This is a genomic window from Phenylobacterium sp., assembly GCF_035569475.1.
Taxonomy (GTDB): Bacteria; Pseudomonadota; Alphaproteobacteria; order Caulobacterales; family Caulobacteraceae; genus Phenylobacterium.
The window spans coordinates 74,235-95,964 of record NZ_DATMNA010000038.1; the positions used below are offsets into that span (position 1 = coordinate 74,235).

The following is a 21,730-nucleotide window of genomic DNA, read 5'->3' on the forward strand; positions in this document are numbered from 1 at the left end:
GTTTAGGCGGTTTGCCGCGCGCGCATCGGCGACATGAGCTTCAGCAGGCTCTCGTCGCCATAGGCGTTGCGGTAGAGGGCGATCAGCGGCGGCACGACCACGAAGCTGCCGAGCAGGAAGCCGACGGCGAGGCCGGCGACCATCACCGAGTTGGCCGCGGCAGGCGCCATGCGGCCGTTGAGGAACACCAGGCCCGAGTGCACCTTCCCCACCAGGTCGTTGAACAGGATGACGTTGCCGACCGAGAGCGCGCGCCAGAACACCGAGATGAACAGCAGCATCTTCCAGGTGTTGGTCGGCAGGCTCACGTGCCGATAGGCGGCCGACCACAGGGCCACCACCGCGATCGGCGTGAAGACAAGAATGTCGATCACATCGATCGGCGAAAGATGCGTCGCCTTTGCGAGGATTTGGGGCAGGATCGCGATGGCCAGCACCAAGTAGGCGACCGCGTAAATCCTCCAGAACAACAGCACTAGCCTCTCCTAGGCGACCTTTGGATCGGACGCGGAGTCTTGCGCGTGCACGTTGCAGAGCTGCTAACAAGCAAGGTGAAGATCGCGTCCACCAAGATTTAGACGCTGGACGGCTGGCCTTTCGGCTCCCCGACGGTGGGGACTCGGGGGCCATAGAGCGCGTTCGCACGGTCCTCGAAGCAGGTCATCAGCCGGTCCACCGCATGGGCGAAATTGGCGCTGAGCAGGGCCTCCAGCAGGCGCGACTTGAACTGAAAGTCGATGTCGAACTCCACCCGCGTCTCGCCCGGCCCGTCCTCGAAGAACCGCCAGCGGTTGGCGAGGCGCTTGAAGGGGCCGGACAACAGGGTGACGTCGATCTGGCGCGCGGCGGAGTCACGGCGCACGCGGGTCGAGAACCGCTCCTTCAGGAAGGAGAAGCCGACCCCCGCCTCGGCGTCGACCGTCTCGACGCCCTCGCCCAGGTCCCGGGCGTTCCAGGTGCGCATGGCGGTGATCCAGGGCACGAACTCGGGGTAGGCCATGACGTCGCCCACCAGGGCGAGAAGCTGGTCCGGGGCGTAGGGCAGACGCTTGGTGACGTGGTGCTTCAGGCCCCGATGTCCTTGGCTGCCCCGTCCTTGGCGGCCCTGGCGGCCTGCAGGCGGGCGAAATCCTCGCCGGCGTGGTGCGAGGAGCGCGTCAACGGGCTCGCGGCGACCATCAGGAAGCCCTTGGCCCGGGCGATCTCCTCATAGGCCCGGAACTCGTCGGGATGGACGAAGCGGTCGATGGGAACATGTTTTCGGGTGGGCTGGAGATACTGGCCGATGGTGATGAAGTCGACGCCGGCCGAGCGCATGTCGTCCATCACCTGCATGACCTCTTCCTTGGTCTCCCCAAGGCCGACCATGACGCCGGACTTCGTGAACTGGCTCGGATCGCGCTCCTTCACCCGCTCCAGCAGGCGCAGCGAGTGGTAGTAGCGCGCGCCCGGCCGGATCGAGAGGTAGAGCCGCGGCACGGTCTCCAGGTTGTGGTTGAAGACGTCCGGCCTGGAATCGATCACCTCGAACGCCGCCTCCACGGGCTTGCGCAGGAAGTCCGGCGTCAGGATCTCGACGGTCGTGCCGGGCGCCGCGGCGCGGATGGCGCGCACCACGGCGGCGAAGTGGCCTGCCCCGCCATCGGCCAGGTCGTCGCGGTCCACCGAGGTGATGACCACGTGCTTCAGCCCCATCTTGGCCACCGCGTCGGCGACGCGGGCGGGCTCGGTGGGGTCCAGCGGATTGGGCTTGCCGGTGGCGACGTTGCAGAAGGCGCAGGCCCGCGTGCAGGTCTCGCCCATGATCATCATGGTGGCGTGGCTCTTCGACCAGCACTCCCCGATGTTGGGACAGGCGGCTTCCTCGCAGACGGTGACCAGGCCGTTGGCCTTCACGATGTCGCGGGTGGCGTTGTAGCCGGCCGAGCCGGGCGCGCGCACGCGCAGCCACTCGGGCTTGCGCAGCAGCGGCGTCTCCGGATTCGCCTGCTTCTCCGGGTGACGCGGGCGGATCGCGCCCGAGAGGTTGTCGATGACCACGGCCATGGCCCCTAGATCGGCGGTCAGGGCTTCGGGATCAAGGCAAGAGTCTCCTCTCCCCCTTTCGCTGCGCCTGGACGAGAGGAGAACTCACGCCCCGTAACCAATCTTTTCATCCGCGTGACCAGCCGATAGGTTCACGCCAACGATAAGAGACATGGGAGGCGTGAGGCTCTTGTTGCGTTCTTTCGACGCCCGCCAGGCGCAGACGAGCCTGTTCGACGCCCTGATCGAGGCGCGCCAGACCTACGGCGCCAAGAAGCCGATCCTGGAGGACCAGGAACGCAACCCCTTGAGCTACACCGACCTGATCCGCGCGGCCTTCGCGCTCGGCCGCAAGATCGCGGCGTTCACGAAGCCCGGCGAGCGGGTGGGCGTCATGCTGCCGGCCAGTTCCGCGGCGGTGGTCACCTTCTTCGCCCTGCACGCCTTTGGCCGCACCCCGGCCATGCTCAATTTCACCGCCGGCATCCGCAACCTGAAGGCCGCCTGCGAGCTGGCCGGGGTCAAGCGGGTGCTGACCTCCCACCGCTTCGTCGAGCAGGGCAAGCTGCACGACCTGATCGACGCCCTGGAGACGCTGACCACGGTCACCTACCTGGAGGACGTGCGCGCCACCGTCGGGCTGGCGGACCGGCTGTTCGCCGCGACGGCGGGCGCCTTCCCCAAGCGGTTCCGGGCGGCGACCAAGCCCTCCGACGCCGGGGTGATCCTGTTCACCTCCGGCAGCTTCGGCGCCCCGCGCGGGGTGATGCTGAGCCAGGCGAACCTGGTCGCCAACGTCCAGCAGATCGCCGCCCACATCCCGCTCAATCCGGACTGGGTGATGTTCAATCCCCTGCCGACCTTCCACTGCTTCGGCCTGACCGGCGGCGCCCTCCTGCCGATCCTCACCGGCATGAAGGCCTTCCAGTACCCCTCGCCCCTGCACATCAAGCAGATCCCGCCGCTGGTGAAGGACACGAAGGCCTCGATCCTGCTGGCGACGGACACCTTCGTGAACCAGTACGCCCGCTCGGCGGAGCGCGACGAGCTGTCGGGCCTGGCCTTCATCGTCTGCGGCGCCGAGAAGGTGCGCGAGGAAACCCACAACCTGATCGCCGAACGGTTCGGCGACGTGCCGGTGCTGGAAGGCTACGGCGCCACCGAGGCCTCGCCGGTGATCGCCGTCAACAAGCCCGCCGACAACCGGCGCGGCACGGTCGGCGGCCTGCTGCCCGGCATCGAGACCCGCCTGGAGCCGGTGGAGGGCATCCCCGGCGGCGGCAAGCTCTACGTCCGAGGCCCCAACGTCATGGCCGGCTACCTGACGCCCGGCGGCGGCGTCGAGCCGCCCGCCGACGGCTGGCACGACACCGGCGACGTCGTCTCCATGACCGAGGACAACTGGGTCAAGATCAAGGGACGCGTGAAACGCTTCGCCAAGGTCGGCGGCGAGATGGTCTCCCTCACTGCGGCGGAAGACCTGGCCTGCGCGGTCTGGCCGGACGGCCGCCACGCGGTGGTCTCCCTGCCCGACCCGAAGAAGGGCGAGCGCCTGGTCCTGGTCACCGACCGCATGGACGCCGACGCAGGCCCCCTGATCAGCCACGCTCAGTCGATCGGCGCGCCGGAGATCGCCGTGCCGCGCAAGATCATCCGCGTGCCGGAGATCCCGGTCCTCGGCACCGGCAAGACCGACTACGTCGCCCTGCAGCGGATCGTCGACGCGGAGACGCGCCGGGCGGCCTAGATCCTCGCCCAGAGGGGGAGCGTCTGAGGCCTCAGATGTGCAGCACCATCCCGTAGGCGTCGAGGGAAGCCTCGTGCATGGCCTCGCTCATGGTCGGGTGCGGGAAGACCGCAGCCTGCAGCTCGGCCTCGGTGGCTTCGAGGGTCATGGCCAGGGTGAATCCCTGGATCATCTCGGTGACCTCGGCGCCGATCATGTGGGCGCCGATCAGGGCGCCGGTCTTGCCGTCGAAGACGGTCTTCACGAAGCCCTCGGTCTCGCCCGCGGCGATGGCCTTGCCGTTCACCCGGAACGGGAAACGGCCGACCTTGGGCTCGCGCCCCTGCTCCTTGGCCTGGGCCTCGGTGAGGCCCACCGAGGCGATCTGCGGCGTCGAATAGGTGCAACCGGGGATGGGCGACTCGATGTTGGTGGGCTTCAGTCCAGCGATGTGCTCGACGCAGTGGACGCCCTCGTGGGAGGCCTTGTGGGCCAGCCAGGGCGGGCCGGCCACGTCGCCGATGGCGTAGAGGCCGGGCACCCCGGTCGCGCCGTGCTTGTCGGCGACGATGTGGGTCTTCTCGACCGTCACGCCGAGGGCTTCCAGCCCCAGGTCCTCGACATTGCCGACGATGCCGACCGCGACGATGGCCACATCGGCTTCGAGCGTCTCGGTCTTGCCGTCCGCCTCGATCTCGACGGCGACGCCGGCTTTGGTCTTGGTGAGCTTCTTGACGTTGGCCGGGACGCGGAATTTCAGGCCGCGCTTCTCGAAGGCCTTGTGGGCGGCCTTGGAAACCTCCTCGTCCTCCACCGGCAGGATGCGCGGCAGGGCCTCGACGACCGTAACGTCCGATCCCAAAGCACGGAAGAAACTGGCGAATTCGATCCCGATGGCGCCGGAGCCGATGACGATCAGGGTCTTGGGCGCGGCCTTGGGCGCGAGCGCCTCGCGATAGGTCCAGACCCGTTCGCCGTCGGGCTCCAGGCCGACCGCCGGGATGGTGCGGGCCCTCGCGCCGGTGGCCAGGATCACGTGCTTGGCGGTGAGCGTGCGCGAGCCTCCGGCCTTGAGGGCCACGACCACGTTCGGCGCGCCCTGCCCCTTGGTGAGCTTGGCGGTCCCTTCGACCACCTCGACCTTGTGCTTCTTCATCAGGAAGGCGACGCCGGCATTGAGCTGGGCGGCCACCTTGCGCGAGCGTTTGACGACCGCCCCGAAGTCGAAGCCGCGCTTCTCCACCGACAGGCCGTAGTCGGCCAGGTGGTCGAGCTGTTCGTAGACCTCGCCGGACTTGAGCAGCGCCTTGGTCGGAATGCAGCCCCAGTTCAGGCAGATGCCGCCCAGGAGCTCACGCTCCACGATCGCCACCTTCATGCCGAGCTGCGAGGCGCGGATGGCGGTCACATAGCCGCCGGGGCCGGAGCCCACGATGATCACGTCGAAGCTGTCGGCCATCAGAGCAGCGCCTCGATGGCGCTTTCCAGCGACTGCGGCGTATCGGTGGGCGCGAAGCGGGCCTTCACGTCACCCGTGCGGTCGACCAGGAACTTGGTGAAGTTCCACTTGATGCCCTCGGTGCCCAGCAGGCCCTTCTTGGCGTGCTTGAGGTAGCGATAGAGCGGGTGCGCGTCCGGCCCGTTGACGTCGATCTTGCCCATCATCGGGAAGTCCACGTCATAGGTCAGCGAGCAGAAGCTGGCGATCTCCTCGGCGTTCCCCGGTTCCTGCGACCCGAACTGGTTGCTGGGGAAGCCCAGCACCACGAAGCCACGGTCCCTGTACTTCCGGTAGAGCGCCTCCAGGCCGGCGTACTGCGGGGTGAAGCCGCACTTGGACGCGGTGTTGACGATCAGCATCACCTGGCCCTGCCACTCGGACAGCGGGGCCGGCTTGCCGTCGAGCGTCTGGGCGCTGAAGTCGTAGATGCTCATGGCGCTCACCTTCAGACGATCATGGTGATCGGGTCTTCAAGCAGGGGCTTGAAGGCGGCCAGCCAGCGCGCGCCAGTGGCCCCGTCCACGACCCGGTGGTCGCAGGTCAGTGTGACGCTCATCACCGTGGCGATGGCGAGTTGGTCGCCGCGCACGACGGGCCGCTTCTCGCCGACGCCCACCGACAGGATCGCGCCCTGCGGTTCGTTGATGATCGAGGCGAAGGACTTGATGCCGAACATCCCCAGGTTGGAGATCGAGAAGGTCCCACCCTGGAATTCCTCAGGCTTCAGCTTCTTGGTCCGCGCCCGCTCGGCCAGGTCCTTGGCCTCGACGGCGATCGCGCTGAGGCCCTTGGTCTCCGCGGCCCGGATGATCGGCGTGATCAGGCCGCCCGGCACCGCCACCGCCATGGCGATGTCGGCGTGGTGGTGCATGGCGATGCCTTCGGGCGTGTAGGAGGCGTTGGCCTCCCTGACCTGCATCAGGGCCACGGCGGCGGCCTTGATGACCATGTCGTTGACGCTGACCTTGACGCCGGACTTCTCCAGCATGGCGTTGATCTTGGCCCGCGCCGCCAATAGGGCGTCGATCTCGATGTCGACGTTCAGCGGGAAGTGCGGCACGTCGCGGAAGCTCTCGGTCATCCGCCGCGCGACGGTCTTGCGCATCCCGTCCAGCGGGATCAGGTCGTAGCTGCCGGCCGGGATCCCCTGCTGCTCCAGCGACTGGACCTGGCGCGGGGCGGCGGCCGTGACGGGCGCGGGGGCCGGCTGGCCGGCGGGCGCGGCGGCGGGCGCCCTGGCCTGGCCCGGCTGAGCCGCGTCCACGTCGGCCTTCACGATCCGCCCATGCGGCCCGGAGCCCGTCACGGCCGCCAGATCCAGGCCCTTCTGCTCGGCGATCCGCCGGGCCAGCGGCGAGGCGAAGATCCGCGCGCCCCGCTCCTCCCCCGCGTGCGGGGGAGGTGGCGGCGAAGCCGACGGAGGGGGCGTTGGGGCCGTGCTCTGAGCTTTCTGCAGCGCCCCCTCCACCGCTTCGCGGTCCCCCTCCCCCGAAGTCTTCGCTTCGGGTGAGGTTTTAGGGGCCGGCGCGGCTGACGCGCCGGAATCCTCGCCGGACAGCCGGGCGATGGGTGCGTTGACCTTCACGCCCTCCGTGCCCTCGGCGACCAGGATGTCCTCGACGACACCCTCGTCGACGGCTTCCACCTCCATGGTGGCCTTGTCGGTCTCGATCTCGGCGATCACGTCGCCGGACTTCACCTGGTCGCCCTTCTTGACGTGCCACTTCGCCAGCGTGCCCTCCTCCATGGTCGGAGAGAGCGCCGGCATCAGGATGTCGATGCTCATGCGGGCTCCTTGGAGAGGTGGGCGAGGCCCGCGGCGTTGGCTTCCCAGTTCCGGCCGTCGAAGGCCTCGATCCGCAGATCGATCCCGTCCGTCGTATCCAGGCAGCGCGCGTTGACGCTCCAGCCGTCCGGATTGGAGCGCGGCCGATAGAAGCCCTTGATGCCGCAGTCGGCGCAGAACAGGTGCTTCGCCACCCGGGTGTTGAAGGTGTACTCGGCCAGCCGCTCGGCGCCCTTGATGATTCGGAAGCGGCTCTCCGGCACGATGATGTGCACGAAGCCGGTCTTCTCGCACATGGAGCAGTTGCAGGTCTGGGCCTCGACGGTCGCCGGCAAGGCCACCTCGAAGCGCACCCCGCCGCAGTGGCAGCCGCCGGCATGCCAGGTGAAGGGGCTCTCGCTCATTCAAAGCCTCCGTTCATCCCCGCGAAAGCGGGGACCCAGGTGTTTTGTGTTTCTGAGCCTCGAATCTTGACCCCGCCGGCAGTCGAAACGCTGCGACGAAAAAAGCCTGGGTCCCCGCTTTCGCGGGGATGAGCGGTTGGGAGAACGGTCATTTGTATGAGACCTGCTTCGCCGCCTTCACGATCTTGTCGATCGACGGCAGCGACAGCGCCTCCAGGTTCGCGGCATACGGCAGCGGCACGTCCTCCTGGTGGACGCGGGCCGGCGGGGCGTCGAGGTAGTCGAAGGCCAGTTCGACCACCCGGGCGGCGACCTCGGCGCCGACGCCCATGGGGCCCCAGCCTTCCTCGACGGTGACCAGGCGGTTGGTCTTCTTGACGCTCTCGACGACGGTCTCGATGTCCATCGGGCGGATGGTGCGCAGGTCGATGACCTCGGCCTCGATCCCCTCGGCGCTGAGCTTCTCGGCCGCTTGCAGGCAGAAGCCGACCATGCGGGAATAGGAGACCAGGGTGACGCCGGTCCCCTCGCGCCGCACCTTGGCCTTGCCGATCGGCAGCACCCAGTCGATGTCCTCCGGGATGTCGAACTCCAGGCCGTACATCATCTCGTTTTCGAGGAAGACGACCGGGTTGGGATCGCGGATCGCGGCCTTCAGGAGGCCCTTGGCGTCGGCCGCGTCGTAGGGCGCGATCACCTTCAGGCCGGGCACGTGGCCGTACCAGGCGGCGTAATCCTGGCTGTGCTGGGCGCCCACGCGCGCCGCGGCCCCGTTGGGACCGCGGAAGACGATGGAGGTCTTGATCTGGCCGCCCGACATATAGAGCGTCTTGGCCGCCGAATTGATAATATGATCAATGGCCTGCATGGCGAAGTTGAAGGTCATGAACTCGACGATCGGCTTCAGGCCGGCCATGGCCGCGCCGGTTCCCAGGCCCGCGAAGCCGTATTCGGTGATCGGCGTGTCGACCACCCGCCGGGCGCCGAACTCTTCCAGGAGACCGCGGCTGACCTTGTAGGCGCCCTGGTACTGGGCGACTTCCTCGCCCATCAGGAAGACGTCCTTGTCGCGCCGCATCTCCTCGGCCATGGCGTCGCGCAAGGCGTCGCGGACCGTGACCCTGACCAGCTTGGCGCCTTCGGGAAGCTCCGGGTCCTTGAGGGTCTGGGTCGGGGCGACAGGCGCCGCGCCCTCGCCTTCCGCCCGCGGCCTGGCGTCGGCTTCCGGCGCCTTGCGCTCCGGATCGCCGGAGGCCTCGGCGCGGGAAGCCGCCGGCGCCGCGGGCGCGGGCTCGGCCCTGGGTTCGGCGGCCGGAGGCGGCGCGGCCGATGCGCCCTCCTCGCCCGAGAGGCGCGCGATCGGCGTGTTGACCTTCACCTCCTCGGCGCCCTCGGGCACCAGGATCGCCTCGACGACGCCTTCGTCGACGGCCTCCACCTCCATGGTGGCCTTGTCGGTCTCGATCTCGGCGATGACGTCGCCGGACTTCACCTGGTCGCCGACCTTCACGTGCCACTTGGCGAGCGTGCCCTCCTCCATGGTGGGAGAGAGCGCGGGCATCAGAACGTCGGTCATGCCGTCACTCCCGGCGACGCCAGTGTGTAGACGTCCGTGTAGAGCTCGGCCGGGTCGGGCTCGGGCGAGGTGCGGGCGAACTCGGCGGCGTCGGCGACGATGCGCTTCACCTCCGCGTCGATGGCCTTCAGCGAGGCCTCGTCGGCCCAGCCCTTCTTCTCCAGCATCTCCTCGACATGGTCGATGGGGTCCCGGGTCTTGCGGACCTCGTCCACTTCGTCGCGGGTGCGGTACTTCGCCGGGTCGCTCATCGAGTGGCCGCGGTAGCGGTAGGTCTTCATTTCCAGGATGTAGGGCCCCTTGCCCGAGCGGGCGTGTTCGGCGGCTTTCTCGGCGGCGGCCTTCACGGCCAGCACGTCCATGCCGTCGACCTCCTCGCCCGGGATGCGGAACGAGGCGCCGCGCTTGTAGAGGTGGGTCTCCGACGACGAGCGGTCGATGGAGGTGCCCATGGCGTAGTGGTTGTTCTCGATGATGTAGACGACCGGCAGGCTCCAGAGCTCGGCCATGTTGAAGCTCTCGTAGACCTGGCCCTGGTTGGCGGCGCCGTCGCCGAAGTAGGTGAAGGCGACCTTGCGGTCGTCGCGGTAGCGGTTGGCGAGCGCCAGCCCCGTGCCCAGGCTGACCTGGGCGCCGACGATGCCGTGGCCGCCGTAGAAGTTGGCCTCGGTCGAGAACATGTGCATCGACCCGCCCTTGCCGTGCGACGAGCCCGTGGCGCGGCCGGTCAGCTCCGCCATGACCGCCTTGGGATCCATGCCGCAGGCCAGCATGTGGCCGTGCTCGCGGTAGCCGGTGATCACCTGATCGCCCGGCTTCTGCGCCGCCTGGACCCCGACCGCGATAGCTTCCTGGCCGATGTAGAGGTGGCAGAAGCCGCCGATCAGCCCCATGCCGTAGAGCTGCCCCGCCCGCTCCTCGAAGCGGCGGATCAGCAGCATGTCGCGATAGTGCTTTAGCAGTTCGTCTCTGTCGGCGTCTTTTGGACCGCCACCTTCCCGGAAGGGCTTGTGGTTGTCGACGCCGTTGGCTTTCCGCCGACCGGCCGCGCCGGTCTGCTCACGCGCCATGCGTATCTCCGTGATCCGTCCGCAAGTCCTCTAGAACCCGCGAGCGGGCCCTAAGGCTTCATGCGGATCACATAGTCCCTCGGATCGGCGAAGCCTAGCAGGGAGCGCGCCCTTTCCTCCAGCAAGTCGGCCGAAAGGCTGGTGTCGCGCAGCAGGCGCGCGCGGGTTTCCAGATCCTGCCGCTGGCGCTGCACCTGGGCGAGCTCGCGGGTCTTGGCGACCAGGGCCTCGTCGCGCTGATTGGAGGTGAGCAGGCCGCGGTCGCCGGTGAAGGCGTGGAACGCGAAGTAGATGATCAGGAACGCGAGCGCCGCGGTCGGCAGATAGGGGCGAAGACGAGCGAGCACGGCGAATCCCTGCGACAGAGGGGAATCCATGGCGCGGGCATGCTTAACGCCTCGCTAATCCACCCCCTCAAGCGGTCCGCGGCGCCACCCCAGGGCCAGCACGCAGGCCCCGCCGATCAGGGCGATGGGAAGCAGCCCGGTCAGCACCTGGGCCGCGCTGCCGCCCGAGGCCAGAAGCACCGCGGCGAAGGCGGGGCCGGCGACCGAGCCGACCCGGCTGAAGGCCACCCCGACGCCCAGTCCCGTCCCGCGGACGGCCTGGGGATAGAGCGCCCCGGCCAGGGCGTAGAGCACCACCTGCACCGCCAGGACCGCCCCGCCGAGGACCACGGCCAGGCTCATGATCGCCGGTCCGTGCATCGCCGCGAGCCCCAGCAGGAGCGCCGGGAGGGCCACGACAGCCGCCGTGATCGCCGGCCTTCGCCACGCGGTGTCCATCAGCGCGCCGACGCCCAGCGCGCAGGCGGCGCCGCCGAGGTTGAAGCCCACCTGGGCCAATGCGGCCTGGCTCTTGGAAAGGCCCTGGGCCTGCAACAGGAGCGGCAGCCAGTTCAGCATCAGGTGCAGGGCGAGCGCCATCAGGAAGAAGCCCAGCCAGAGGGCGACCGACCGCATGGCGCGGCCCTCCCCGAACAGCGCCTGGACGACGCTCGCGGGCGGCGCAGCGCGGGCGGCAGGCTCAGCATCAAGTCCGCCTACGCCGGAAGGCATCAGGGTCAGCACCGCGGCGGCGGTGATCAACGGGCTGACGCCGCCCATGACGAAGACCTCCCGCCAGTGGTCCGGCGGCAGCACGACGGTCAGGGCGCTGGCCACCGCGCCGCCGAGCGGCATGCCGAAATAGCCGATGGCGATGTGCCCGCTGCGCGGCGACAGGCCGCCGTAGTCGGCGGTGATGGCGATGGCGTTGGGCAGGGCGCCGCCGAGCCCGAGGCCGGTCAGCAGGCGGAAGAGGGTCAGGGTGTTCAGGTCCTGGGCCGTCGCCGTCGCCAGGGAGAAGGCGCCGAAGACCGCCAGCGAGGCGACCAGCACCAGCCGCCGCCCGAACCGGTCCGACAGCCGCCCGCCCACGGCCGCCCCGAACAGCAGGCCGATATTGCTCGCGCTGAAGAACCAGCCGAGCGCTCTGGGCGCGACGTGGAAGGCGTGGGCGACGCCGGAGCCGGTGACGCCCGCCGCCTGCACGTCAAAGCCTTCGCAGAGCGCGGTCAGGAAGCACAGGCCCAGGATCAGCAGGCCGGAACGCGTCGGCGCGGACGCCGCCGTCGAAGTGGAAGTCATCGCGCGCTCCCCGGCGCGGCGCACGTCAGCGCTTGAGCGCGGAGCGGCCGGCGTAGACCGCCTGGTCGCCCAACTCTTCCTCGATGCGAAGGAGCTGGTTGTACTTGGCCGTGCGGTCCGAGCGGGAGAGTGACCCGGTCTTGATCTGCCCGCAATTGGTGGCCACGGCCAGGTCGGCGATGGTGGTGTCCTCGGTCTCGCCGGAGCGGTGGCTCATCACCGCGGTGTAGGCGGCCCGGTGCGCCATATCGACGGCGTCCAGGGTCTCCGACAGGGTGCCGATCTGATTGACCTTCACCAGGATCGAGTTGGCCAGGCCTTTCTCGATGCCCATGGCCAGGCGGGTGGTGTTGGTGACGAAGAGGTCGTCGCCCACGAGCTGGACCTTGGCGCCCAGCTTGTCGGTGAGCAGCTTCCAGCCCTCCAGGTCGTCCTCGGCGCAGCCGTCCTCGATGGTGACGATCGGGAAGCCGGCCGCGAGCTTGGCCAGGTAGTCGACCATGCCGGCCGGATCGAGGGTCAGGCCCTCGCCCGCCATCACATATTTGCCGCCCTTGAAAAACTCGGTCGCGGCGGCGTCCAGGCCCAGGACGAAGTCCTTCTCCGGCTTGTAGCCGGCCGCCTCGCCCGCCTGCATGATGAAGGTCAGGGCCTCCTCGGCGGAGCCGATGTTGGGGGCGAAGCCGCCCTCGTCCCCGACATTGGTGTTGTGGCCCGCCGCGTGCAGCTTCGCCTTCAGCGCGTGGAAGATCTCCGAACCCATGCGCAGGCCCTCGGCGAAGGTCGCGCCGCCCACCGGCAGGATCATGAACTCCTGGATGTCGATCGGATTGTCGGCATGGGCCCCGCCGTTGATGATGTTCATCATCGGCGTCGGCAGCACCCGGGCCGAGACGCCGCCCACGTACTTGTAGAGCGGCAGGGCGGCCGAACTGGCCGCCGCCTTGGCGGCCGCCAGGCTGACGCCCAGGATGGCGTTGGCGCCCAGGCGGGCCTTGTTCGGCGTGCCGTCGAGCTCGATCAGCATCCGGTCCAGCCGGCGCTGGTCCTCGGCGTCGGCGCCGGCCAGGGCGTCGTAGATCTCGCCGTTCACCGCGTCGACGGCCTGCAGCACGCCCTTGCCGCCATAGCGCGCCTTGTCGCCGTCGCGTTTCTCCACCGCCTCGTGGGCGCCGGTCGAGGCGCCGGAGGGCACGGCGGTGCGCCCCATCGAGCCGTCCTCCAGCACCACGTCCACCTCCACCGTCGGATTGCCGCGGCTGTCGAGGATTTCGCGGGCGGTGATGTCGACGATCTCGGTCATGGGGCTTCTCTGGTGTTCGGGAGCGGGCGAGGCTTAGCCAGCTTCTGCGACCTGGGCAACGCCCCCCTCTCCCCGGAGCGAAGCGGACAGAGGGAGAGGATAGAGGAGAGGGCGGCGGGGCCTTCCAGCGCCTCGGCATCGACCGAGGGCCCTGGGCTCGCCTCTGAACCAGGGGCGAAGTCGACACCGCCCTCTCTCCGCCTCTCCCTCTGTCCGCTTCGCTCCGGGGAGAGGAGATGGTAGGCCCAGCCGATCGGAGGCCCCCATGCTGCTCGTCGAACGCCAGGACGCCGTCGCGGTCGTCACGTTGAATCGTCCCGAGGCGATGAACGCGCTGTCCAAGTCGCTCCGGGCGGCGCTGCGCCAGGCGCTGAACGAACTGGACGCCGATCCGGCGGTCAAGGTGATCGTGCTCACCGGCGCTGGCGAGCGGGCGTTCACGGCGGGGTTGGACCTGAAGGAACTCTCCACCGACCCGCTCGGGATGGGCGCCGCCAACGCCACCGACCCGGCGGAGAATCCGGCGCGTGCGGTGCTCGCCTGCTCCAAGCCGATCGTGGGCGCGATCAACGGCGTGGCGATCACCGGCGGGTTCGAGGTGGCGCTGGCCTGCGACGTGCTGATCTGCTCGACCAACGCCCGCTTCGCCGACACCCACGCGCGGGTCGGCATCACGCCCGGCTGGGGCCTTTCGCAGAAACTTTCGCGGGCGATCGGCCCCTACCGCGCCAAGGAGCTGTCGCTGACCGGCAATTTCCTGTCCGCCCAGCAGGCCTATGACTGGGGCCTCGTGAACCGCGTGGTCGAGCCCGCCGAGCTGATGCCCGCGGCTCTGAAGCTGGCGCATGAGATGGCCTCCATCGAGGCCGAGATGCTGGTCACCTACAAGGCGATGATCGACGACGGCTATGCGCTCGACCTGGGCGACGGGCTGGCGCTGGAGCACGAACGCTCGGTCGTCCACAACGCGGCGGTCACCCCGGAGATGGTCGAGGCGCGCCGCGCCGCGGTCCAGGCGCGAGGGCGGACGCAGTAGCCCGAATCGAAACGGCCCCGCCTGTCGCCAGACGGGGCCGCGAAACCTCGAAGCTCGGAGAACCTAGTCTTCCTTCGGCGTCAGGACCTGGCGGCCCTTGTACATGCCGGTCTTCAGGTCGACGTGGTGCGGGCGCTTCAGTTCGCCGGTTTCCTTGTCTTCGACAAAGGAGTTGGCGCCCAGCGCGTGGTGGGAGCGGCGCATGTTCCGCCGCGAGGGCGAGGTTTTGCGTTTAGGAACAGCCATCGGAGTGTCTCGCGGGTGTGGAAATGCGAGCGGCGGCCGAACGGGGCCGCCACGTGAGCCGGGGCTTATGCCTCAAACCCCCTCGCCAATCAAGCGCGACCGGAGCGCCTTCGGCGCCACGTGGACCCAGGCCAGCCTCATCACCATCGCCAGGGCTGCCTCATCGATCCGCGGCAGGCGGACATAGGTCCAGCCGTGGTGGCCGTAGGTCGCGGTCGGCTGCACGGCGTCGGGATGGGCCGCCGCCATGTTGAGCTGGTCTTCGCGGTCCAGCTTGATCACGGCGATCTCGTCGGACGCGAGATCGGGAAACAGGGCGGCGTTGCCGGTCACGCCCAGCATGGCGAAGATGCGCTTGTTGACCCGGAAGGCCGGGCGGCGGCGATGGAGATCCTCGTAGGCCTCCGGCAACGCCAGGGCGATGCGGCGGAGGTCGGCAGGGCTCGCCACCGGCTAGGCCGGGAACTCGCCGTAGCCGCGGGCCATGGCGGCGGCGAAGGCCGGCAGCAGGGCGAAGAGCGCCATTTCGGCCCATAGCCAGCGGCGCACGCCCGCCACCTGCGCGTCGCTGGGCGCGACGCCGGCCCGCCGCCAGCGGATGTAGGCCACGGTGGGCACGATCGACATGAGGCCGATGACGACGAAGGTCGCCACCTTGAGCTGGAAAAACAGGTTGTGCGAATAGTAGAGCCAGCCCTTGGCGGCGAACACCGCGCGCGCGAAGCCCACGACGACGATCAGGCCGGCGAGCACGCCGTACATCAGGTCGATCCGGCCCGCGCGGGCCACGGTCGCCAGGTCGATGCCCCTCTTGATCAGCACGAGTTCGGCGAACAGCACGCCGAACAGGCTGAACACCAGGATGTGGTGGCCAATCGCCAGGACCAGATCGAGCATCGCTTGGGCCTCCCCGCCGCTGCGCGCCCAGAAGAGCCCACCTCCGCCGGAGGGCGTCAAGCCGACGGGCGCTAGACCAGCCGGCTGCGGTTGCGGGCGGCGCCAATGAAGCTGGCGAACAGCGGGTGCGGGTCGAAGGGCCGGCTCTTCAGTTCCGGATGGTACTGGACGCCCACGAACCAGGGATGGTCGGTGCGCTCGCAGAGCTCCGGCAGGACGCCGTCAGGCGACAGGCCGGTGAACTTCAGGCCGGTCCGCTCGATCGCTTCGCGGTAGCCGATGTTGACCTCGTAGCGGTGGCGGTGACGCTCCGAGATGGTGGAGGTCCCGTAGATTTCCGCGACCAGGCTGCCCGGGGTCAGCACGGCCTCGTAGGCGCCGCAGCGCATGGTGCCGCCAAGCTCGCCGCCCTCCCCGCGGATTTCCTTTTCGTTGCCGCGAACCCACTCGGTCATCAGGCCGACGATCGGCTCGGAGGTGGGCCCGAACTCGGTGGAGGACGCCTGGTGGATGCCGGCCAGGTTCCGCGCCGCCTCGATCATCGCCATCTGCATGCCGAAGCAGATGCCGAAATAGGGGATGGCGTGCTCGCGGGCGAACTGCACCGCGCGGATCATCCCCTCCGAGCCGCGTTCCCCAAAAGCGCCCGGCACCAGGACCCCGTGCACCCCGGTCAGGCGCTCGCCGATCATCTGCTCGTCGCGCTCGAAGGCCTCGCCCTCGATCCAGTCGAACTTGACGCGGACGTTGTTGGCCACCCCGCCGTGGGTCAGGGCCTCGATCAGGGATTTGTAGGCGTCGGTAAGCGCGGTGTACTTGCCGACGATGGCGATATTCACCTCGCCGTCCGGGTGGCTCAGCGTGTGGGAGATCGCCTCCCAGCGCGACAGGTCCGGCGCCGGGGCCGTGTCCTTCATCCCGAAGACGTCCAGCACCTCATCGTCGAGGCCCTGCTCGTGGTAGTCCAGCGGCACGGCGTAGATGTTGGACGAGTCCATCGCCTGGATGACGGCGCTCGGCCGCACGTTGCAGAACAGGCCCAGCTTCTTCCGCTCGCCCTCGGGGATCGGCATCTCGCAGCGGCAGAGCAGGATGTCCGGCTGGATGCCGATGGAGCGCAGCTCCTTCACCGAGTGCTGGGTGGGCTTGGTCTTCATCTCGCCCGCCGTCTTGATGAACGGCAGCAGGGTCAGGTGGATGAAACAGGCATGCCCTCTCGGGAGCTCTTGGCCCAACTGACGGATCGCTTCGAAGAACGGCAGGCCCTCGATGTCGCCCACCGTGCCGCCCACCTCGACCAGCACGAAGTCGACCCCCTCGCCCGGATCTGAGAGGACGAAGTCCTTGATCTCGCCGGTGACGTGCGGGATCACCTGGACGGTGGCGCCGAGGTAGTCCCCGCGCCGCTCCTTCTCGATGATCGTCTTGTAGATCTGGCCCGTGGTGATGTTGTCGTTGCGGGTGGCGTTGACGCCGGTGAACCGCTCGTAGTGGCCCAGGTCCAGGTCGGTCTCGGCCCCGTCGTCGGTCACGAAGACCTCGCCGTGCTGATAGGGGCTCATCGTCCCCGGATCGACGTTGAGATAGGGGTCGAGCTTGCGAAGCCGGACGCCGTAGCCCCGCGCTTGGAGGAGCGCGCCAAGAGCGGCGGACGCGAGACCCTTACCCAATGAGGAGACCACGCCGCCGGTGATGAAGATGTACCGGGCCATGGGCGTTCAGATTAGCAGCGATTCGCGGGCGCGCTGACGCAATCGGCGCCGGACCCCAACAATCCTGGGCAAAACTATTGCTGCGGGGGCGCGGACGGCGCGGGCTGGGCCGGCTGACCGAGGAAGGGATTGTTGATCGTGGGCGCCGGCGCCTGCAGCGGAGCCGGCGCGCTCTGCGGATTGCCCGGCTGGGCGGGCTTCGGCTGGTTCAGGGTCGAGGGATCGACGTTGTCGATCTTCAGCCGGTCGACCACGGAGGACCCGCCCTTCTCACGGCCCTGCAGGATCGTCAGCACCAGGGCGATGATGAAGAAGGCCGAGCCGAGGATCCAGGTCGTGCGGGTGAGCAGGTCGCCCACGCCGCGCACGGACATCATGCCCGACGGGCTGCCGCCGCCCACGAAACCGCCGCCTTCCGAGCGCTGCAGCAGCACCACGCCGATCAGGGCGAGGCTTACGACGATCTGGGCGGCGAGCAGGAGGCCAATCAGCATGGGTCTTCTTTAGTCTTTATGCGTTCAGCCGGTCACACCCGCGGCGAATTGCAGGAACGGCAAGCGAAATGAAGCGCGGGCTCTATCACCGGGACGGCCGCAAGGCCATAGCTAGGGCGTCGCAGGCGTCACACAAGCATTTGTCCAAGATGAGTCCCGACCTCAGCCTCTTGCCGACTCTGGAGACCCAGAGGATGCGGCTCACGCCCTTGGTGGCCGAGGACACGCAATACATCTTCCCCCTGATGGCCGACGCCGAGGTGATGGCTTTCTGGGACGTGGGCGAGATCGACGACCCGGACGTCATCGCCAACATCGTCGAGGGCCAGGTCGAGGAGATGTCCGAGGGCCGCGCCATCTACTGGGCGATGCGCGCGCTGGGCGACGACCAGTTCTTCGGCACCTGCGACCTCTCGGAGATCGACCGGCGGCACCATCGCGCCGAGGTGGGCTTCATGCTGGGGCGCGAGGCCTGGGGCCAGGGCTATGCGCTGGAGGCCATGCAGGCGGTGCTGGCCTATGCGGCGGCCTCGGGCCTGCGCCGCCTCCTCGCCCGCAGCCACCTGGGCAACCGGCGCTCCGACGCCCTGCTGGAAAAACTGGGCTTCGAGGAAGAGGGCATGCTGCGCGGCCACGTCCTGCGCGACGGCGAGCGGCGCGATTGCCGGCTGTTCGGGCTGTTGCTTTAGGCTGAGCCCGGCCAATTTTAGCCGAGGCTCGGCCATTCAACCACCAAGGACACCAAGAACGCTAAGACGGCGGTGATGACCTGTGCGCGCAGCCTGATGGCCCTCGGCCCCTTGGCGAACTTGGTGTCCTTGGCGGTTGAGAGACTTGGCGCGCCGCCGCGCGCTCTGGCGTTGATCGAGGCTGAGAGGTCGCGTCTGGGGCTCGCCCCTCCACCATCGGTTCTTCGTTGCGCTCGGCCTTCGGTCCCGCTCTCGTCGCCGTAGGTTGCGGGGGTTCGGCGAGTCCGGTTAGCTGCGCTCCCAGTGATCCGCCGGGGGGCAAATGGACATCCACAAACCCAAGCCCTGGCGCGGCGTGCGCGAGTTCCTGAAGGAGTACCTGATCATCGTGGTCGGCGTGCTGACGGCGTTGGGGGCGGAGCAGGCGGCGGAGGCGTTGCGTCACCGCGCGGACGCCGCGGAGGCGCAAGATGCGATCCGCGCCGAGGTGGTTGTCGACATCACGCGGATCGAGCAACGCGATTTCGCATATGATTGCGTCGAGGCCAGGCTCGACGAACTTGAGCGGGTGGTGGACACATCGACCGCCACGGGGGGCATCCGCGGCCCAAGCTGGATCGGCCGCCCACCGCGCTATGCCGTCGAGGCCGCGCGCTGGGATGCGGCGTCGCAAAGCGGTCGCGTGAGCTTGCTGCCCACGACCTGGCAATCGCGGTTCGGATTTCTGTACACCACCCTGCGCTACTACTACGAGATGAACAACGCCGAGCAGCAGACTTGGTCTCGCCTTGACGGCTTGACCGGGCTCGATCGCCTCAGCCCCGACGGGAAGCTGGCCGCGAAGGCCGAGATCGAGCAGGCGCGGTTCTACAACGGCTCGATGCACCAGGTCGCCGGCCTCATCCTGAGCCGCGCGGCCGCCGAAGGCTTGCGGCCGACCCTGCGCCGCGATCCGCCATTCAGCGTCTGCTGGGCGATCACGACCCCGACCCGCGAAGGCTTGGCGAGGATGCCCGGCGCCCTCGCCGCCAAGCACTGACCCCCGACGGCCACGCCTGCTTGCCGGATCGGGGCCGATGCGAGCTTTCGACCCTAGGCGGACCTAGCGCGATGCGCTTCGCCGGGACCGCGCCCGCTGGTCCCATTCGTTCCTGGCGGCCACCACCTGGCGGGTGAACTCAGGGCCATATAGCCGGTAGCATGAGAACACGACCTCCTGGCCTGCGGGCAAGGTCGCGGCCAGCGCCTCCAGGCCGGGCGTCACGTCCGTGCGATGAATGAGCCGACCCTCGTCCGCGGAACATTTCAGAGGGCGTTCCAGCAGCCTTGAAAGGTGTGGACAGGCCTCGAGGGCCATGGCCGTGCAGGCGTAATGGATGGGCGGCACGTTGCACCCATACTGCTGGGATCCGTCATGCAGGGTCACCAGTCCGCCCGACGCCACGGGGAAGACGTAGCGGTCTTGCGGCGGCGTCGGCTTGCCGCACACATGGCAAAGCAGGTCGACCATCCCGCGCCGCTGGCGGGTGACGTGCACCGCGGCGAAGAGCGGCCGGCCGACGCCTGGCGCGTGCTTCTGGTCAAGCTCCACCATGCCGGGAAAGTCCCGCGAGGGCTGCAGCCGGAAGGACTGTTCACCGCTCCAGGCGACCGACCAAGGGGCGTCGGGTGTCGACATTCCAGCCTCTTCGAGCGAACCGCATCCCGCCGCGGGACACCAGCCTACCTTCGTCAGGCGCGCTTTTCATCCCAGGCGGACCCCGAAGCGGTCCCCTTCGGGCGTCGGTGGGGATTGTCCATTCCACGCTCCCTGTTCGTGCGTCGGCGAAGGGACATTTCGGGCGAGACTCCCCTGTCGGGCGAAACTCCCCTGAGAGGTGTCTTCAGTTTTTACCTCTGGGAAACCATGCGACTGCCGGTGGTCGTTCGAACGACCAAGTTTTTGAGGGGACCAGATGAAGTTCAAACTGTTCATGGCCGCGGCCGGGTTGGCCCTTGCATCGTCCATCGCGATCAGCGGCGCGGCCCACGCGGCCGGCGGCAACGTGCTCGTCGAGGATGTGGGCAAGACCTGGGGCTTCAACGAGAGCGCCAACATGACCGACGTCTTTGGCGCCAACTTCAGCGAAGTGAGCTACGCCGGCCTCGACGCCGCGTCGCTGTTCTCGGCGGGCAACAGCTTCGTCATGCTGGAGGGCGGCAACAGCTCCACCCAGGAACTCGCCGACTTCCTGGCGGCGAACTCGTCGACGGTCACGGATTGGGTCGCCAACGGCGGTCACCTGCTCCTCCAGTCGGCTTCGAACCAGGGTGTTTCGATCTCCGGCATCGGCCCGGGCGCCCTGAACGCCCCGCCGCCCTTCAGCGGCTGCGGCACGCTCACGGCGGCTGGGAGCGCGGCCTTCACCTTCGCGGTAACCCCGACGAACCAGTGCGGGGGCTACTTGGCGCACGACACCGTCAGCGGGTCGGGCCTCACCGATTTCATGGATGGCGACGGCGGTAACGGCCCGATCATCGCCGGCGCGGCGCTTGGCAGCGGTTATGTCATGTACAGCGGCCTCACCACCTCCAATTTCCATGAGAGCGGCAACGGATTGACGGACGACGTTATCGCCTACACGGCGGGGGCAGGCGGCGCGGTTCCCGAGCCTGCGGCCTGGGCTCTGATGCTTAGCGGCTTCGGCCTGGCCGGCGCGGCTCTTCGCCGCCGCCGCGCGCTGGTCGCCGCCTAAGCACGACCGCCAACTCTGAGGCGCCGCCGGTCCGCGGATCGGCGGCGTTCTCGTGTCCGCTGTCCCCCGACAGCGGGCTCTCTGAAGGTCCGCGATGGGTCGGAAGGCGAAAGTCGTCTCCGGCTGCACTACAGCCCCTGGATGATCCCCAGAAAGTCCGCGGCCTTCAGCGAGGCGCCGCCGACCAGGGCTCCGCCGACCTCCGCCGCATGCAGGATCTCCGCGGCGTTGGAGGGTTTCACGGAGCCGCCGTAGAGGATCGGCGCCGTCTCGCCGGCCGCGCCGAACATCTCACGCAGGGTCGCGCGGACGGCCGCATGCATCTCCTCGATCTCGGCGGTCGTGGGCGTCAGCCCCGTGCCGATGGCCCACACGGGCTCATAGGCGACCGCGAAGCGGCGGCCGGCGAGTTCGGGCGGCAGGGAGCCCCTCACCTGCCCGGTCACGACCGCGAGCGCCTCGCCCGCCTGCCGCTGCTCCAAGGTCTCGCCCACGCAGACGATGGGCTCCAGGCCGGCGCGCAGGGCCGCGCCCACCTTGGCCGCCACCAGGGCGTCGGTCTCGCCGTGGCCGGCGCGCCGCTCGGAGTGGCCGAGGATCACCAGGCTCGCCCCCGCGTCGGCCAGCATCTCGGCGGAGAGGTCGCCGGTGAAGGCGCCCGAGGCTTCGGCGCGGCAGTCCTGGCCGCCCAGCAGCACCGGCCCGCCGCCGATCGCCTGGCGCAGCCGGTCGATCAGCGTCGCCGGCGGGCAGATCGCCACCCGTGCGTCCCCCAGGCCGCCCAGGCCCGCGGCGACGGCGCGCGCCTCGTCGAGCGACGCGGCCAGGCCGTTCATCTTCCAGTTTCCGGCGATCAGGGGGGTCGGAGCGGTCATCTGGCCTCGCTTTGCTGGCGACTCGAC

General features: G+C 68.8%; 24 protein-coding genes. 5 read left to right on the forward strand and 19 right to left on the reverse strand.

Translation table 11 applies throughout. The annotated features are described in order from the left end of the window. Positions 1–2: 2 nt before the first annotated feature. The 3 genes from VNW53_RS05950 to lipA all read right to left on the reverse strand — a co-directional run bounded on the left by VNW53_RS05950 (position 3) and on the right by lipA (position 2,046). A complete protein-coding gene (locus VNW53_RS05950) occupies positions 3–470 on the reverse strand; it encodes a hypothetical protein (protein WP_325554222.1) in 468 nt (155 codons plus the stop codon). Between the two features lie 104 nt (positions 471–574). Next, positions 575–1,069 carry a type II toxin-antitoxin system RatA family toxin gene (locus VNW53_RS05955; RefSeq protein ID WP_325554328.1) on the reverse strand — a complete coding sequence of 165 codons (495 nt, stop codon included), beginning with the start codon at positions 1,067–1,069 and terminating at the stop codon, positions 575–577. Beyond that, a complete protein-coding gene (gene lipA / locus VNW53_RS05960) occupies positions 1,066–2,046 on the reverse strand; it encodes a lipoyl synthase (RefSeq protein WP_325554223.1) in 981 nt (326 codons plus the stop codon). The genes VNW53_RS05955 and lipA overlap by 4 nt, the downstream gene beginning before the upstream one ends. 151 nt (positions 2,047–2,197) lie before the next feature. Here lipA and VNW53_RS05965 point away from each other — a divergent pair, with 151 nt between their 5' ends. Further along, positions 2,198–3,772: an AMP-binding protein gene (locus tag VNW53_RS05965; RefSeq protein ID WP_414693246.1), complete on the forward strand. Its 1,575-nt coding sequence runs from the start codon at positions 2,198–2,200 to the stop codon at positions 3,770–3,772. Between the two features lie 31 nt (positions 3,773–3,803). Here VNW53_RS05965 and lpdA read toward each other — a convergent pair whose 3' ends face one another. The 9 genes from lpdA to eno all read right to left on the reverse strand — a co-directional run bounded on the left by lpdA (position 3,804) and on the right by eno (position 13,019). Beyond that, positions 3,804–5,210, reverse strand: coding sequence for a dihydrolipoyl dehydrogenase (gene lpdA, locus VNW53_RS05970; RefSeq protein WP_325554225.1), 1,407 nt, complete (start codon positions 5,208–5,210; stop codon positions 3,804–3,806). Further along, positions 5,210–5,686 carry a glutathione peroxidase gene (locus VNW53_RS05975; RefSeq protein WP_325554226.1) on the reverse strand — a complete coding sequence of 159 codons (477 nt, stop codon included), beginning with the start codon at positions 5,684–5,686 and terminating at the stop codon, positions 5,210–5,212. Before VNW53_RS05975 ends, lpdA begins: the two co-directional genes overlap by 1 nt. An 11-nt stretch (positions 5,687–5,697) precedes the next feature. Continuing rightward, the gene (locus tag VNW53_RS05980; RefSeq protein WP_325554228.1) at positions 5,698–7,038 is read right to left on the reverse strand and encodes a pyruvate dehydrogenase complex dihydrolipoamide acetyltransferase; all 1,341 of its coding nucleotides are present in this window, start codon (positions 7,036–7,038) and stop codon (positions 5,698–5,700) included. Further along, the gene (locus tag VNW53_RS05985) at positions 7,035–7,442 is read right to left on the reverse strand and encodes a GFA family protein (protein WP_325554229.1); all 408 of its coding nucleotides are present in this window, start codon (positions 7,440–7,442) and stop codon (positions 7,035–7,037) included. Before VNW53_RS05985 ends, VNW53_RS05980 begins: the two co-directional genes overlap by 4 nt. A gap of 148 nt (positions 7,443–7,590) precedes the next feature. After that, positions 7,591–9,018 (reverse strand): pyruvate dehydrogenase complex E1 component subunit beta, encoded by a 1,428-nt coding sequence (locus tag VNW53_RS05990; RefSeq protein WP_325554230.1) that lies wholly within the window; start codon positions 9,016–9,018, stop codon positions 7,591–7,593. Then, positions 9,015–10,088: a pyruvate dehydrogenase (acetyl-transferring) E1 component subunit alpha gene (pdhA, locus tag VNW53_RS05995; protein ID WP_325554231.1), complete on the reverse strand. Its 1,074-nt coding sequence runs from the start codon at positions 10,086–10,088 to the stop codon at positions 9,015–9,017. Before pdhA ends, VNW53_RS05990 begins: the two co-directional genes overlap by 4 nt. A gap of 50 nt (positions 10,089–10,138) precedes the next feature. Beyond that, on the reverse strand, positions 10,139–10,435 hold the full coding sequence (locus tag VNW53_RS06000; RefSeq protein ID WP_325554233.1) for an FtsB family cell division protein: 297 nt from the start codon (positions 10,433–10,435) through the stop codon (positions 10,139–10,141). Positions 10,436–10,489: 54 nt separating this feature from the next. Continuing rightward, a complete protein-coding gene (locus VNW53_RS06005; protein WP_325554235.1) occupies positions 10,490–11,716 on the reverse strand; it encodes an MFS transporter in 1,227 nt (408 codons plus the stop codon). Between the two features lie 25 nt (positions 11,717–11,741). Beyond that, positions 11,742–13,019: a phosphopyruvate hydratase gene (gene eno, locus VNW53_RS06010; protein ID WP_325554236.1), complete on the reverse strand. Its 1,278-nt coding sequence runs from the start codon at positions 13,017–13,019 to the stop codon at positions 11,742–11,744. 265 nt (positions 13,020–13,284) lie between these two features. On the opposite strand from eno, the gene VNW53_RS06015 reads away from it, so the two are divergent. Then, a complete protein-coding gene (locus VNW53_RS06015) occupies positions 13,285–14,055 on the forward strand; it encodes an enoyl-CoA hydratase (protein ID WP_325554237.1) in 771 nt (256 codons plus the stop codon). A gap of 63 nt (positions 14,056–14,118) precedes the next feature. On the opposite strand, the gene rpmF is transcribed toward VNW53_RS06015, so the two are convergent. From rpmF to secG, 5 genes are all read right to left on the reverse strand, one after another. Next, positions 14,119–14,301 carry a 50S ribosomal protein L32 gene (rpmF, locus tag VNW53_RS06020; RefSeq protein ID WP_111515250.1) on the reverse strand — a complete coding sequence of 61 codons (183 nt, stop codon included), beginning with the start codon at positions 14,299–14,301 and terminating at the stop codon, positions 14,119–14,121. A gap of 72 nt (positions 14,302–14,373) precedes the next feature. Then, the gene (locus VNW53_RS06025) at positions 14,374–14,751 is read right to left on the reverse strand and encodes an MmcQ/YjbR family DNA-binding protein (protein WP_325554240.1); all 378 of its coding nucleotides are present in this window, start codon (positions 14,749–14,751) and stop codon (positions 14,374–14,376) included. Between the two features lie 3 nt (positions 14,752–14,754). Next, positions 14,755–15,198 carry a DUF2214 family protein gene (locus VNW53_RS06030; RefSeq protein ID WP_325554242.1) on the reverse strand — a complete coding sequence of 148 codons (444 nt, stop codon included), beginning with the start codon at positions 15,196–15,198 and terminating at the stop codon, positions 14,755–14,757. Between the two features lie 71 nt (positions 15,199–15,269). Beyond that, positions 15,270–16,910 carry a CTP synthase gene (locus VNW53_RS06035; RefSeq protein WP_325554244.1) on the reverse strand — a complete coding sequence of 547 codons (1,641 nt, stop codon included), beginning with the start codon at positions 16,908–16,910 and terminating at the stop codon, positions 15,270–15,272. A 74-nt stretch (positions 16,911–16,984) separates the two neighbouring features. After that, positions 16,985–17,404: a preprotein translocase subunit SecG gene (secG, locus tag VNW53_RS06040; protein WP_325554246.1), complete on the reverse strand. Its 420-nt coding sequence runs from the start codon at positions 17,402–17,404 to the stop codon at positions 16,985–16,987. A gap of 194 nt (positions 17,405–17,598) precedes the next feature. Between secG and VNW53_RS06045 the strand changes: the two genes are divergently transcribed. Together VNW53_RS06045 and VNW53_RS06050 are read left to right on the forward strand one after the other, a co-directional pair. Beyond that, a complete protein-coding gene (locus VNW53_RS06045) occupies positions 17,599–18,093 on the forward strand; it encodes a GNAT family N-acetyltransferase (RefSeq protein ID WP_325554247.1) in 495 nt (164 codons plus the stop codon). A 355-nt stretch (positions 18,094–18,448) separates the two neighbouring features. Continuing rightward, the gene (locus tag VNW53_RS06050; protein ID WP_325554248.1) at positions 18,449–19,132 is read left to right on the forward strand and encodes a hypothetical protein; all 684 of its coding nucleotides are present in this window, start codon (positions 18,449–18,451) and stop codon (positions 19,130–19,132) included. 63 nt (positions 19,133–19,195) lie between these two features. Here the strand turns inward: VNW53_RS06050 and VNW53_RS06055 are convergent, their stop codons facing one another. Then, on the reverse strand, positions 19,196–19,771 hold the full coding sequence (locus VNW53_RS06055; protein ID WP_325554250.1) for a hypothetical protein: 576 nt from the start codon (positions 19,769–19,771) through the stop codon (positions 19,196–19,198). A 277-nt stretch (positions 19,772–20,048) separates the two neighbouring features. Between VNW53_RS06055 and VNW53_RS06060 the strand changes: the two genes are divergently transcribed. After that, the gene (locus VNW53_RS06060; RefSeq protein WP_325554251.1) at positions 20,049–20,828 is read left to right on the forward strand and encodes a PEPxxWA-CTERM sorting domain-containing protein; all 780 of its coding nucleotides are present in this window, start codon (positions 20,049–20,051) and stop codon (positions 20,826–20,828) included. Between the two features lie 128 nt (positions 20,829–20,956). On the opposite strand, the gene tpiA is transcribed toward VNW53_RS06060, so the two are convergent. After that, positions 20,957–21,703, reverse strand: coding sequence for a triose-phosphate isomerase (tpiA, locus tag VNW53_RS06065; protein ID WP_325554252.1), 747 nt, complete (start codon positions 21,701–21,703; stop codon positions 20,957–20,959). Between the last annotated feature and the right edge of the window lie 27 nt (positions 21,704–21,730).